Origin of the sequence: Polynucleobacter necessarius, from assembly GCF_900096755.1 — a bacterium.
GTDB classification, from domain to species: Bacteria; Pseudomonadota; Gammaproteobacteria; order Burkholderiales; family Burkholderiaceae; genus Polynucleobacter; species Polynucleobacter necessarius_K.
In genome coordinates this window covers 365,518-379,369 of sequence record NZ_LT615227.1, presented here as the reverse complement: position 1 = coordinate 379,369, position 13,852 = coordinate 365,518, and the positions used below count along the sequence as shown (strand labels likewise).

The following is a 13,852-nucleotide window of genomic DNA, read 5'->3' as shown; positions in this document are numbered from 1 at the left end:
CTTATGGAAGACGTTTAGTAGCAAATACACCAGCAGGATCAAAGGCTGATCTTAGGCGTTCTTGTACTGCCTCGAGGGCTTTGGAATGAGATTGTTCTGATAGCAATGTAAAACGCTGATAAGCAGGGTCAACGTTTTCGCCCTGTCTAAAGCGAGTCGCATGTCCACCATGAGAGTTTGCTAATGCTTTGAGTGTATTAAAGGTAGCTTCATCACCAGGCGCTTTAATCCAGCGTTGTTGGCCGTGCCACTCCAAAACAATTTCATCATCGGCGCCGGCAATCGCAATGGGTCCACACGCCGCAGGCAATGCCAAGCGGTAGAGAGTTTGATCGGTGCCAAGATTATTAAATGCAGCGATTTTTTGTTCGCGTAATTCATTCCAGAAATTTTCAGCAACTTCTGCGTTGAGTTCCGTAGCATTTAGCAAAGAACTCATCAAAGGAATTGCTGCCTTAACTGCAGCAGCTGCGCCTGCGAGACGGAAAGTGAGCTCTCCATCTTGGTCCTTACCTGAGCCAATCCAGCAGCTAGCTGATAAAGGTAGGGGTTGGCCAGCCCACTGATTTAATGCTTGCAGAGCTTTTTCTTGGGAAATCTTGCAACGTAATGTAACTGTAGCGGCAGGCTTTGGCAGCACCTTGACTGAGGCTTCCAATAAAAGTGCCAGAGTTCCCAAGGATCCGGGAATCAGGCGCGAAACATCATACCCAGCTACGTTCTTCATGACCTTGCCGCCAAATGAAAGGTCTTGACCTTTACCATCCAGAATGCGAGCGCCCAATACGAAGTCACGGAAATTGCCAACCGTAATGCGCCCTGGACCCGCTAAGCCAGCAGCAATGGCGCCACCAAATGTTGCGTTCTCACCAAAATGAGGCGGCTCAAAAGCGAGTACCTGATTTTTTTCTTTCAGTGCCGCTTCAATTTCCTTTAACGGAGTACCTGCACATGCTGTGATCACCAGTTCTTCCGGTTGGTATTCCAGGATTCCTGAGTAAGGGCGTGTATCGAGCTTCTCATGGCTATTGGCATTCCCATACCAAGACTTTGTACCGCCACCTTCAATTGAGAGCGAAGCCTTATTCTTGGCTGCATTTAGAATTTGCTCGCGGAATGCATTGATCTGCGGATTGGAGATTGTCATTAGAAGCGCTCCAATTCTGGGTGAGGCAATTGGCCACCACTAATTCTCATGCGACCGTACTCGGCGCAGCGATTCAATGTTGGAATGGCTTTATCTGGGTTCAGTAACTTCTCCGGATCAAAAGCGCTCTTCACGCCCCAGAAAGATTCACGCTCACCTTCGCCAAATTGGGCGCACATCGAATTAATTTTTTCAATGCCAACGCCATGCTCACCGGTGATAGTGCCGCCAAGCTCTACACAGGCCTCCAAAATTTCTGTACCGAATTCTTCAGCACGATGCCATTCTTCTTGGTCAGCGCCGTTAAATAGAATGAGCGGATGCATATTGCCATCACCAGCATGAAAAACATTCAAACAACCAAGGCCATATTTCTCTTCCATGCCCTGAATGCGTTTGAGTAGGGTAGGGTGGCAATATGGCGGCGAGGAATAGTGCCGTCCATGCAGTAGTAGTCAGGCGCTAAGCGACCGGCGGCAGGGAAGGCGTTCTTGCGGCCACTCCAAAACTTTAGGCGCTCACTCTCATCTTTAGAGATTTGGATGCCGCTGGCACCAGCTTCTTCGAGCACCTTGGTCATGCGTTCGATTTCTTCAGCAACTTCTTCTGGGGTGCCATCAGATTCGCAGAGTAAAATTGCTACAGCATCGAGGTCATATCCTGCGCGTACAAACTCTTCTACGGCGCGGGTAGTAGCCTTATCCATCATCTCCAAACCAGCAGGGATGATGCCGGCAGCAATGATGGCGGCAACAGCATTACCGCCTTTTTCAATGCCATCAAAGCTGGCCATAATCACGCGCGCTAATTTTGGTTTAGCAACTAATTTCACGGTGACTTCAGTAACTACTGCGAGCATGCCTTCACTACCCATCATGATTGCCAGCAAATCAAGACCGGGGGCATCTGGTGCTAAACCACCAAATTCCACAATCTCACCGTTCATCAGTATTCCGCGGACGCGTAAAACATTGTGGAGAGTAAGTCCGTACTTAAGGCAATGCACGCCGCCAGAGTTTTCATTAACGTTACCGCCTATCGAGCAAGCAATTTGTGATGAAGGATCTGGCGCGTAGTACAGACCAAGATGTGCCACCGCTTCTGAGATCGCAAGATTGCGAACGCCAGGCTGGACCACTGCTGTGCGAGTAAATGGATCAATACTGATAATTTTTTTAAGCTTGGCTAATGAAAGCACCAAGCCTTGAGAAAGAGGCATTGCGCCGCCGGACAGGCCAGTTCCAGATCCACGGGGAACCACTGGAATTTGCATCGCGTAGCAAATCTTCAAAATTTGGGCGACTTGCTCTTCTGTTTCCGGAAGTGCTACTGCTAGAGGCATACGTCTATAAGCCGCTAAACCATCGCATTCGTAGGGAATAATAGTGTCTTCCGGTTGCCATAAAAGGGCATGTTCCGGAAGGATTGGACGCAATGCCTTCACCAGTTTGGACTGAAGGGCGCTAATAGCGGCTAAATCGGGGGGTGGGGTCACCATATTCATAAGAATCATTTTAGCCATTTACCTATAATTAAGCTTATGGGAAATCGACTATCAAAAATCGCCACCAGAACAGGTGATGCAGGAATGACCGGCTTGGGCGATGGAAGTCGCGTTGAGAAAGACCATCTGCGGATCTGCGCCATGGGGGATGTCGATGAGTTGAACTCTGAAATCGGCGTTTTGATGACTGAAGACATCCCAGAGGGTGTTTCTACTGAAATGCGTGAGCTTTTCCTGCAGGTCCAGCATGACTTATTTGATTTGGGCGGTGAGCTTTGTATTCCTAACTACAAACTACTCAATCCTGAGCATGTTGCCCAGCTCGATGTTTGGCTAGAAAAATATAACCAGCAGTTACCACCTTTGACAGAATTCATTTTGCCTGGTGGTACTCGTGCCGCTGCACAAGCGCATGTCTGTCGCACCGTTTGTCGAAGAGCGGAGCGTTCAATTGTCCGTTTGGGGTGGGAAGAGCCTTTGTACGATTCTCCCCGTCAATATGTCAATCGCTTATCCGATCTACTCTTTGTTATTGCGCGCATTCTTAATCGTGCGGCAGGTGGCTCTGACGTGCTTTGGAAGCACGAAAAAAGAGACTAAATAAATTAGTCTCTTTTAGCTATACTACTTAGCAAGGACGGCTAGATTATTTTTTCTTGCTTCTACGATTCTTAACTGCGTTAGCAAGACGTTCTAAAACTTGTACTGAGTCATCCCAATTAATACACGCATCGGTAATGCTGCGGCCATACTCTAGTTTGCTTGGATCATCTTTGCCTGGCGTGAATTTTTGAGCGCCGTCATTCAGGTGGCTCTCAACCATTACGCCAAAAATCTGATGAGATCCAGATTCAATTTGTTGTGCGACATCATCAGCAACAATGATTTGACGCTCATGTTCTTTGCTTGAATTGGCATGTGACAGATCAACCATCAAACTGGCTGGAAGCTTTGCTGCTTCTAGCTCTGCGCAAGCAGCCTGCACAAACTTTACTTCATAGTTAGGCTCTTTGCCACCACGTAAAATCACGTGGCAATCTTTATTTCCTTTGGTTTCCACAACCGATACTTGACCGTTCTTATGAACAGATAAGAAGTGGTGCGGATGACCTGCGGCTTGAATAGCGTCAGTAGCAATTTTGATGTTGCCATCAGTGCCATTCTTAAATCCGATTGGTGCAGATAATCCAGAAGCCAGTTCGCGATGCACTTGACTCTCAGTGGTGCGTGCACCAATTGCGCCCCATGAAATCAGGTCAGCAATATATTGTGGAGAAATTACGTCTAAGAATTCGCTACCAGCTGGCATGCCTAAGCGATTAATTTCCATCAATACTTGACGCGCAAGACGGAGTCCTTCTTCGATGCGATAGCTTTCGTCGAGGTATGGGTCATTAATCAACCCTTTCCAGCCAACAGTGGTGCGCGGTTTTTCAAAATACACGCGCATCACAATTTCTAATTCACCGGAAAAACGCTCGCGCTCAGCCAAAAGACGTTGGCAGTATTCAAGTGCTGCTTTTGGATCGTGAATAGAGCATGGTCCGATGATGACGAGTAAACGATCATCTTTGCCATGAATAATGTCGCGAATCTTTTGACGAGTTTTGCTAATCAACGCTTCAGTTGGTGTTCCAGAAATTGGAAAGAAACGAATCAAATGCTCTGGCGGAGGCAGAACAGAGATGTTGTGAATGCGTTGATCGTCGGTATCCGAAGTCTTGTCGACTGCGGAGTACCAATTAGCTGGATTTGTATTTTGTTGGCTCATACGGCTATTTTAAGCCGTAATTTGGCAATCTCAGGCAGTACCGCCCACGGTCAGGCTATCAATCCTCAGGGTGGGCTGCCCAACCCCGACAGGAACGCTTTGCCCTTCTTTGCCGCAAACCCCTACGCCGCCATCTAGCTTGAGGTCGTTTCCAATCATGGAGACCTGCTTTAAGGACTCAGGACCGCTACCGATAATGGTGGCGCCTTTAACGGGGTATTGAATTTTGCCGTTTTCAACCCAATAAGCCTCGGAGGCAGAAAAAACAAATTTGCCACTTGTGATATCTACCTGACCACCGCCGAAATTCACTGCATAGAGGCCTCGCTTAATGCTGGTCACAATTTCTTGGGGATCATCTTTGCCGGCAAGCATGTAGGTATTGGTCATGCGTGGCATCGGGAGGGACGCAAAACTTTCGCGTCGTCCATTTCCCGTAAGGGGCATATTCATCAGGCGAGCGTTAAGGCTATCTTGAATATAACCTTTCAAAATGCCATCTTCAATTAAGGTTGTGCACTGAGTAGGAGTACCTTCGTCATCAATGTTTAAGGATCCTCTGCGCCCAGAAAGTGTTCCATCATCGACAACGGTTACATCTTTGGCGGCAACGCGTTGACCAATGCGACCAGCAAAAGCCGAAGAACCTTTGCGATTAAAATCGCCTTCTAAACCGTGGCCAACTGCTTCATGTAAAAGAACACCGGGCCAACCTGGACCCATGACTACAGTCATTGGTCCAGCAGGGGCGGGGCGTGATTCTAGATTTACTAGAGCGCCATCTACTGCCTCATCAACATAACGATTGATGAGATCGGCATCAAAGTAGAGATAGTCGTGACGCGCGCCCCCACCAGATGAGCCAGATTCGCGACGACCATTTTGTTCCGCAATCACATGAACAGAAACCCGCACCAGTGGACGCACGTCGGCCGCTAGGAGGCCATCTGCCCTTACTACAAGGACAACATCAAACTCACCAGCTAGACTGGTCATCACTTGAATGATGCGCGGATCACGCGCTTTTGCACGGCGCTCAATACTTTCTAGTAAAGCAATTTTTTCCTTAGGCTGCAAGGAATCCAAGGGGTTGAGATCAGAGTAAAGCTTATTGGATACTGGGTTAAAGAGTTTGCTTGCAACAGCTTGTTTACCGCCTTCAGGCCCAATCACTCGGGTAGCTTTTGCTGCTTTATTTAAGGTTTCTAAATTAATTTCATCTGAATAGGCAAAAGCAGTTTTGTCGCCATAAATTGCCCTGACACCAACACCTCGATCGATATTAAAGCTACCGGATTTCACAATGCCTTCTTCAAGACTCCAGCTTTCGCTGCGGGTGTGTTGGAAATAGAGGTCCGCATCATCGAGGCGATGGGTAAACATATTGCCAAATGTATGGTGTAGATCTTGCTCTGATAGCCCTGTTGGCTCAAGCAAGATTGACTTCGCTAGTTTGATGAGGTCTGCTTGATTTTTAGCTTTAGTCCAGCTAGCTGGAAATAGTGCTTCTGGTGCATTCATCTGATTCAGGTGATCTTTCGTTAAAGCTTGCGGTGTGCAAGAGCGGGTAACTTAGAGCGTACCTCGTTTAATTTTTCTTTGCACAAAACCCCAGAAATAAAGCCTTCGCCTTCTGCAAGTTGAGCCAATATTGTGCCCCAGGGGTCTATCAACATACTTTGACCCCAAGTGCGACGTTGGTTTTGATGTGTGCCACCCTGAGCTGAAGCCAAGACGTAGCATTGATTTTCAATCGCTCTTGCGCGCAAGAGAATTTCCCAATGATCTTTGCCGGTTGTATAAGTAAAGGCAGCAGGAATAACGTGACAGTCAACTTGGCCTAAAGAGCGATAAAGCTCTGGAAAACGCAGGTCGTAGCAAATACTAAGACCAAAGGACCATACCTCTTGATTAACTGAAATTCTCAAGAGGCTAGGAATTTCTCCGGGCTCAATGGTTTCAGATTCTTGGTAGCGCTCAGTTTGAGTTTGAAAGCCAAACAAATGAATTTTGTCGTACCGGCCAATAGTCTTGCCCTGGGGATCAAATGCGAGAGTGGTATTTAAGACCTTGTTCTCATCTTTAGCTTTAAGGGGAATGGTGCCAGCAATGAGATGAATGCCATTTTCTTTGGCAGAAGCGGCAAGTTGCTCTTGAATGGGCCCGCTCCCAAAATTTTCGCGTGCTTGAACTTTGTCCGTATCTTTAAGGCCCATGAGACAGAAATATTCTGGAAGTGCAATGACTTGCGCGCCATCGTTGGCAGCAGCTTTAATGAGTCGACTGGCTGCCGATAAATTTTCTTTCAAATCAGGAGTCGATACCATCTGAATAGAGGCGACTTTGAGTTCTGTGCAGTGTTCTGGTGTACTCATGGCGATCTATTAACCTGGATTGGCTGGGCGGTTTTGCGCGGGGGTGGGCGGAGGGTTCGAGCCGGGCTTGACCTGCTCTTTCAGTAAATCTTTGCTGCGAATATTCTCTAATGTTTTGGAGTCAATTGGCTGTCCCTTTTGATCTAAAGGAATGACCTCTGGATTTTCCCATGAGCCCTGCACTAAATAATCTGATTGTAAGTTGCGGTTAATTTGGTTGGTGATGAGGTACTGGCCTACCAAAGCCCCAAGACCGACGATTGGATTAATTGCAAATGCAGCCAATGATCCTGCGGTAGCATCAATCGTAGGGAAAATAGTGACACGTAAGTCCTGTGTTTGCTTGGGAATATTGATCTGCCCAGTCATGGCAACGCGCGCCTGATCTAGAACCACGTTGAATTGTTTTGTTTGCGCTAGACCAGCGCTAATGTCAAAGTTGGCATCAATGGAATTAAAAGGAGTTCCTTTGGTAACAATATTTCCAAGGCTTCCTTTGAGATCAAGGGTGGCAAATCGAAATAAACTTTGTAGACTAAGAACATCTAACAGTTTTGCGCCACTTGAATTAACTTCTAATAGACGTCCCTTTGTCAGGTTTAAATTCGCCTTACCTGAAAGTGTTTCATACTTAGGTGCAAAAGGTGATCCTTCCCACTGTGCATTGACACCTACCTGACCTTGGCCGCCCTCTACTGATTTTTGGCTGCTCCAGTGCGCAATGATTTGCCCCGCATCTTTCACATCTAAATTGGCGTTCAGTTCGGTTTGCTCAGCGTCAGTTTGGGTGGCGCCTCGCCATTGCCCTGAAAAAACTGAGCTACCCTGCGGGTTACTAATTTGCAACGACTCAATCTTGAGTAAATTGCCGCTGGTTTTGGATTTCAGCTTAATTTGACCAAGTTGTGCTTTGCCCCATAAAAAATCATCAATGCTGATATCTAAACTTGGGATGCTGCCTGGCTCTACCTTGCCGCTTCCCGAAGTTTTTTTGGGGCTTGGTTTTTTTGTATTAATGGGGCTTGCGATCGCATCGGGAATCTTTAAGTGTGCAAGGCGGCCGCTGATTAAGCCGCTTGAATCCGCGTTGCTGGGTTCTTGGTACTGAAGATTTCCAGCGATTGCTGGGGAGCTCATTTTGATCTGCCAGGCATTGTTTTTATTACTTGCACTTAAAGTGAAGTCTGGCCAAGTGCGGTCAAATAACCCAAGCTTTTTGACTTGCCCTGAGATCTGAATGTTGCCTGAATTTAATTTGCCGCTCTTTGGTGCGGCGATATTTTTATTCTGATTTCCTAAAAAATCTTGCCAGGCATCTAAATTTAGCTCGCTACTCGCTATGTACAATTGAATGCCTTGCTGCGGTAGGTTTGCTGGCGCTCCAATACCAATTGCCTGACGAATTTCATCATCTTTACCCAATTCGCCTTGCACAAAGTATTGATCGCCAATCTTCCCATTCCAAGAAATTCGGCCAGCACCAGTGCTTAAGTCTGAGCTAGTACTTGTTCGAACCGTGATTTGGCCGAGCATTGGCGAGCCAGCGGCTTTTTTGAGCGGGGCGGGCGCGCTGCTGGCCCAGTCGCGAAGATCTATTTTAAGCAGTGTTTCACTGCCACCTTTGTTGAAGTAAATAGTGCCTTCGTATTTTGAGGAGCCATTCATTGCTTGCAATAGGGCGATTGATTGCTGGCTGGCGTTATTAGAAAAATAATTCCTAATGAAGTTTGCGGCAATATCGCCTGAAATGCTGAAGCTTTGGTTACCCTGGGATGTTGGGTTGCTTGTGATCTTGATTGAGCCGCCAAGGAAATTGGCTGTGACATCTTCAAACTCTGGATTGACTTCAGTAATGCGAATTTTCCCTTTGAGATTCTCAAACGGAGGTAGATCTGACCGCTGCACCTTATTGCCTGGGAAGTCTAGTTGGATGTCGGTATTGGTATTGCCGCTGCCTGAGAGCGGAACCTTTAGACCAAGAACAAGATTGGCCGGACCTGAAATTTGCAAGTTTTTTTCTAACTTGACTTGTTTTTTACCTACCGGGGAGGAGAGCAAGTAGTCCAGCATCTGTGGAGCCTCACCTTGTGCGTTGCCATTAACAGAGAGAACTAATTGCTTTGCGCTTACGTTTGGAATTTCTGCGTGGAATTGATTGAGTGCAACTTGCTTGTAGTTGGCCTTGGAAATATCAACGGTAAAGTTTGAGTTCTGCATCGCAATGACACCATTCACATTGGTGAATGCAGGCCAGGCAACTTGGCTGCCAGGTGAGCTAGGGGCGGGGCTAAAGGTTGCCCCAACAATTGGAAGCTTTAGAGAAAACTCGCCATCAACCCCTTTTGGAAACGGGATCGCATTTGGATCTCCTTTTATGTGCAGGCTGCCATTTTGAATAACTCCGCCAGCAAATGCTTTGCTTAAATAGGTTTGAGTATCCTTATCCATGCTAACCGGTAGGTAGCGATATGCACTAACAAGTTTCGCGTTAGAAAAATCCATATCCAGATTCATCGAGTCAGGATCTTTAGGTCCGCCAATAATGTAGTTAATGCTCAGGTTCGTAGTGATCTCAGGATTGCTTAGAGAAAGCTTCTTAGTGCTGATGACCCAATTACCCTTGCTTTTTGACCAGTTGATTTGACCATTGGCCTGATCCAGTTGAATTTTGGGGTCTGCTAACAGTCCGTTGACTTCTAAGTCAAGGTTGTTGGAGTTGACTGAAAAGCTGCCTTGATTCTGGTTTGCTGTTAGAAAGCCAGATAGATTGGATACGGTTGGCATTGATTTATTAATGCCAACAAAGCTGAGATCAATCAGCTTTGCGCTAATTGAAAAGTCAATCTTGTTTGATTTGAACCAGCCACCGGGAATGTTGAGGGCTGATAAAGGGGATTTACTCTCTGACCAGCTGATATCTAAATTCTGTAACTCACCCTCTGCTTTTGAAGCCTTAATCCACCCATGCACTTTTTTAGATAGAGGTAAATTTAGTGCAAATAGCGCTATGTCATCCACAGAAATTTTTGGAGATGAAAAACCAAATTCTTTAATTTCTCCATCGGCAGCAGGAGGGCGCCAACGGAAAGTCATGGGACTTAGACTTTCTAGTGGAGCAGTTTTAGGGCTATCAATATCACGCCAAGCAAAATTTTTGGTGGTGACAGAGATAAGACCGCCATCAGCTTCTTGGCTGAGGCTTGTTTCTAGTCTTCCTAAGGCGATAGCATCTTCACCTTTGGAGAGTTGAATAATGAGGTTGTCAGCGGCAATGAAGGCCTCGCCACCATCGGGCTTGCCATTATCAATTTTTATTTTTCCATTTGTACTGAGTTTTCCCTCAAGAGCATTAAGGGGTAATGCAAATTCCTTGGCAAGCCGATCTAAATTAAGGTCTGTCAAATTCCAAGAGACTGTGCCAATCCAATCATGCCAATCGCCCGCTTGGCCGCCAAGATACGGGATAAAGTTCACCTCAAGATTTAGTGGACCGCTAGTCCATGGTGTTGTTGTTTGGAGTTTTCCAATGTGCCTACGAATGCCATTGCTTAAGGATAGTGTTTGAATATTGATATCGGAAATCGATTTTTTATTCAGCTGATCATCCCAAATTATTTTGACGTTTTTAATGTCAATATTGTTTTGAGAAAAAAGCCAATTTTCAAAACTGTAATTATTTGAGTTGCTATCGGTAGTAATCCCAGCAATGCTGATAATTCCTTTTTGATTTCTCTGTGCATAAATTTGAGCCCCTTCGAGGTAGAGCTCATGAAAGTGAGGAGCCAAATGATAGAAAGAGTTCCAGCTCAGTTCCCCGCTAATTTTTTGCACTTGAAGGGTCGGATCTGCTTTTCCCTTGCCATTAAAGCGTAAGCCCTCGATTTCAAAATCTGGTCTGATGCCCGTCCAAGATACTCGCAAATTATCTATTGATACGTTGACACCAATGCGAGCGCCAGTGAGTTTTTCAATTGACGCTTTTGATTTTTCAACTTGTGGCCATATAACAAAGCGCACAGTGAGGTGGCCCAGCACAAGAAGAGCTGCCGTAAAAACAGCCAATACGAGAGCGCGTTTACGCCAAGGCCCACCGGAGCCTTGAGGACGCTTAGCAAATACGCTCTTGAGGCGGGGCGGAATGATCTTTTGCAGCATGGGCTCTATTATCCGTCAGCCCATGTCCGATCGCCAATCTTCTCTAAGGGGTTTTCTGGGTCGGATTAAGATGGAGGAATGGATGAATTTTCCCGACAAATTGCATTTTTAGAGCAGAACTCCACCTATGCGCGCCGCTGGTTAAATGCCAAGCCCGAGTGGTTAGGGTGGTTGCGAATCCAGGGCCAAAAGAAGGTCGAATTTCTTGGTATAGAGCAATTGCTTCAGGAATGCGATATCGGCTTCAATGGCTCCGCGCAGGACGAAGCCTTGTGGATGTCTAACTTGCGTCTGGCAAGACAGCGTTTGATGCTTTGGGTGGCATTTCGAGATCTCAATGGTATGGCTGATTTGCAAGAAGTGACTCATGCCTTAAGTCACTTTGCCGAGCTCGCAATTTCCGCCTCAATTGCTTATATTCGCCAGGATTTAAAAGGGCGTTTTGGGGTGCCCTGGAGCAATTCAACTCAATCAGAAATGCCTTTGATGGTGGTTGGCATGGGCAAGTTAGGGGGGTTAGAGCTAAACCTCTCCTCTGACATTGATTTAATTTTTTTATACGAGCATGAGGGTGAGACTACTGGGGGTCCGAAGAGCTTATCGAATCATGAGTGGTTTGCTCGTATGGGCAAGCGCTTAATTAAGTTGCTTGCCGAACATGATACTAATGGATTTGTATTTCGAGTGGATATGCGTCTGCGACCTAACGGAGATTCGGGCTTACTCGTTTGCAGTTTGGATATGTTGGAGGAGTACCTACTGGTTCAGGGTAGGGAATGGGAGCGCTATGCTTGGATCAAGGGGCGGTTAATAGCGCCTTTACCGGGTACGCTAGATTTTGCGCATTGCCAAAAAGAGTTAGATCAACTCATTCGCCCCTTTGTTTATCGTAGACATTTGGACTATGGCGTGATTGCCTCCATCAGAGATTTGCATGCACAGATTCAGAGTGAGGCGGAGAAGAGGTCGTCGGGTCACCAAGGCCGCTCAAGAGATATCAAATTGGGGCGTGGCGGCATTCGGGAGATAGAGTTTTTAGCGCAGATGTTTCAGTTGATGCGCGGCGGAACAGACCCTCGCTTTAGAATTCGACCCACTCTAGAGGTTTTAAATCTTGTGCGCCAATGCGGCATATTGCCTGCTAATGATGTAGAGGCATTGCAAGCTGCTTATATTTTTCTGAGGCGCTTAGAACATCGTATTCAGGTATGGGATGACCAGCAGACTCACTATCTTCCCGATGATGAGGTGACGCGTTCTCGTCTGGCAGATGCCATGCAAGATTCGAATGAAGATTCAGCCATATTTATGGCTAATTTGGATCGACATCAAAATAATGTCGCCACTCTTTTTGAAAAAGCATTTTTATTGGGCGATAGTGCGCGTCTTGAGTTAGGGCCTTTGGCGCTAGATTGGGTTCCTGATCAACATCTTTTCCCTGAGCCCTCATCTCGTTGGTTGGCATGGGCGGAGAGTCCTAAGCAAAAGTTGTTGCCTGAAATGAGTCGCCTGATTTTTGATAATTTGATGCGCAAGGCTGCTGAAGTCTTGCAGTCTGATGGCGCTACTGGGGCGTATGCAGATCAGGCGCTATTACGCTTTTTTGATCTCCTTGAGGCGATTGCAAGACGAAGCGCCTATCTTTCGATCTTGGTGGAATACCCCAAAGCGCTTTCTAATATTTTGGACTTACTCAGGGCTTCGCAATGGGGCGCTCAGTATTTAACTCGCCACCCCCATTTATTAGACTACCTGCTCAATGCACAAACAGAGAGGGCTCTGATCGAGGAGCCCGAGAGGTATTGGTCTGAGGTGAGAGCCCATTTAAATCTGCGCCTAGATGATGTCATGGCTGAGGGTGATGGATCTGAGCAGGCAATGGATATATTGCGTGTTACACACCATAACGAGACGTTTATTACTTTGTTAACGGACTTGGGTATTGGCGTGACAAAACCACTTCCAGTGGAAAGAGTGAGTGATCATCTATCTACGTTGGCAGATCTGATTTTGCAGACAACTTACGAACGTGTTTGGCCTGGAGTAGCCCAAAAGTTTGGACTTGCGCAAGATGTGCGCCCTCCATTTGCGATTATTTCTTATGGAAAGTTGGGTGGCAAAGAGTTGGGTTATGCCTCTGATTTGGACTTGGTATTTTTATATCAAGCGGATGAGGCTGATTATGCTGCCCAAGAAATTTATGCCTTGCTTGCGAAGCGGATGATTAATTGGCTGACAGCGTTTACTTCTACCGGTAGTTTGTTTGAGATTGATACCCGTTTACGTCCCAATGGATCTGCTGGATTTTTAGTAACCAACGCAGAGGCTTTTAAGAAGTACCAAATGCGTGAAGGCGACAATGCTGCTTGGGTATGGGAGCACCAGGCATTAACGCGTGCCCGTTTTTCTGCAGGTGATCCCGAGGTGGGCGTGTTCTTTGACGCCGTGCGCTCAGGGGTGTTAAGTCAAAAGCGAGATGTTGACCATCTTCGCGAAGAGATTTTAGAGATGCGTCGTAAGGTACATGCAGGCCATCCTAACGGGGGCGGTGAGTTTGATTTGAAGCATGATGCCGGTGGCATGGTGGATATTGAATTCATTGTGCAATTTTTAGTGTTGGCCTTCGCGCATCAACACCCTCGTCTGATTGGGAACTTGGGAAATATTGCCTTGCTGCAGATTGCCAGTGAGGTTGGATTAGTTTCTGGGCAAGCGGCCAAAGTCGTTGGTGACGCCTATCGCTTATTGAGATCTCGTCAGCATCGCTTGCGATTGGATGGGGCTGATAAGACTCGGGTGAGTCTGGATGATGAGCCTGAGCTCATTCAGGCAAGAGATGCAGTTCAAGCACTCCGGTTAGAGATATTTAAAGCACCTTCAGACGTTACGATTTGATATTG

The 13,852-nt window shown here is 46.7% G+C and carries 7 protein-coding genes and 1 pseudogene; 2 read left to right on the top strand and 6 right to left on the bottom strand.

The annotated features are described in order from the left end of the window. Position 1: 1 nt before the first annotated feature. A complete protein-coding gene (glcE, locus tag DXE27_RS01910; protein ID WP_128112683.1) occupies positions 2 to 1,147 on the bottom strand; it encodes a glycolate oxidase subunit GlcE in 1,146 nt (381 codons plus the stop codon). Continuing rightward, positions 1,147 to 2,645: pseudogene (locus DXE27_RS01905) on the bottom strand (FAD-linked oxidase C-terminal domain-containing protein). Before DXE27_RS01905 ends, glcE begins: the two are co-directional and overlap by 1 nt. Before the next feature lie 42 nt (positions 2,646 to 2,687). On the opposite strand from DXE27_RS01905, the gene DXE27_RS01900 reads away from it, so the two are divergent. Then, a complete protein-coding gene (locus tag DXE27_RS01900; protein ID WP_128112682.1) occupies positions 2,688 to 3,251 on the top strand; it encodes a cob(I)yrinic acid a,c-diamide adenosyltransferase in 564 nt (187 codons plus the stop codon). 46 nt (positions 3,252 to 3,297) lie between these two features. Here the strand turns inward: DXE27_RS01900 and DXE27_RS01895 are convergent, their stop codons facing one another. Genes DXE27_RS01895 through DXE27_RS01880 form a run of 4 tightly spaced genes read right to left on the bottom strand, consistent with a single transcriptional unit; the run spans position 3,298 to position 10,952 of the window. Beyond that, positions 3,298 to 4,422, bottom strand: coding sequence for a 3-deoxy-7-phosphoheptulonate synthase (locus DXE27_RS01895; protein WP_128112681.1), 1,125 nt, complete (start codon positions 4,420 to 4,422; stop codon positions 3,298 to 3,300). A gap of 30 nt (positions 4,423 to 4,452) precedes the next feature. Further along, positions 4,453 to 5,943 (bottom strand): metalloprotease TldD, encoded by a 1,491-nt coding sequence (gene tldD / locus DXE27_RS01890; RefSeq protein ID WP_128112680.1) that lies wholly within the window; start codon positions 5,941 to 5,943, stop codon positions 4,453 to 4,455. A gap of 20 nt (positions 5,944 to 5,963) precedes the next feature. Continuing rightward, a complete protein-coding gene (locus DXE27_RS01885; protein ID WP_128112679.1) occupies positions 5,964 to 6,797 on the bottom strand; it encodes a carbon-nitrogen hydrolase family protein in 834 nt (277 codons plus the stop codon). A 9-nt stretch (positions 6,798 to 6,806) separates the two neighbouring features. Next, positions 6,807 to 10,952, bottom strand: coding sequence for a YhdP family protein (locus DXE27_RS01880; RefSeq protein WP_128112678.1), 4,146 nt, complete (start codon positions 10,950 to 10,952; stop codon positions 6,807 to 6,809). 78 nt (positions 10,953 to 11,030) lie between these two features. On the opposite strand from DXE27_RS01880, the gene glnE reads away from it, so the two are divergent. After that, on the top strand, positions 11,031 to 13,847 hold the full coding sequence (glnE, locus tag DXE27_RS01875; RefSeq protein ID WP_128112677.1) for a bifunctional [glutamate--ammonia ligase]-adenylyl-L-tyrosine phosphorylase/[glutamate--ammonia-ligase] adenylyltransferase: 2,817 nt from the start codon (positions 11,031 to 11,033) through the stop codon (positions 13,845 to 13,847). Positions 13,848 to 13,852: the final 5 nt, after the last annotated feature.

Excerpts from the sequence above, each read along its gene's own strand:
- glcE (WP_128112683.1), bottom strand. The coding sequence starts at position 1,147 with ATGACAATCTCCAATCCGCAGATCAATGCATTCCGCGAGCAAATTCTA.
- DXE27_RS01900 (WP_128112682.1), top strand. The coding sequence starts at position 2,688 with ATGGGAAATCGACTATCAAAAATCGCCACCAGAACAGGTGATGCAGGA.
- DXE27_RS01895 (WP_128112681.1), bottom strand. The coding sequence starts at position 4,422 with ATGAGCCAACAAAATACAAATCCAGCTAATTGGTACTCCGCAGTCGAC.
- tldD (WP_128112680.1), bottom strand. The coding sequence starts at position 5,943 with ATGAATGCACCAGAAGCACTATTTCCAGCTAGCTGGACTAAAGCTAAA.
- DXE27_RS01885 (WP_128112679.1), bottom strand. The coding sequence starts at position 6,797 with ATGAGTACACCAGAACACTGCACAGAACTCAAAGTCGCCTCTATTCAG.
- DXE27_RS01880 (WP_128112678.1), bottom strand. The coding sequence starts at position 10,952 with ATGCTGCAAAAGATCATTCCGCCCCGCCTCAAGAGCGTATTTGCTAAG.
- glnE (WP_128112677.1), top strand. The coding sequence starts at position 11,031 with ATGGATGAATTTTCCCGACAAATTGCATTTTTAGAGCAGAACTCCACC.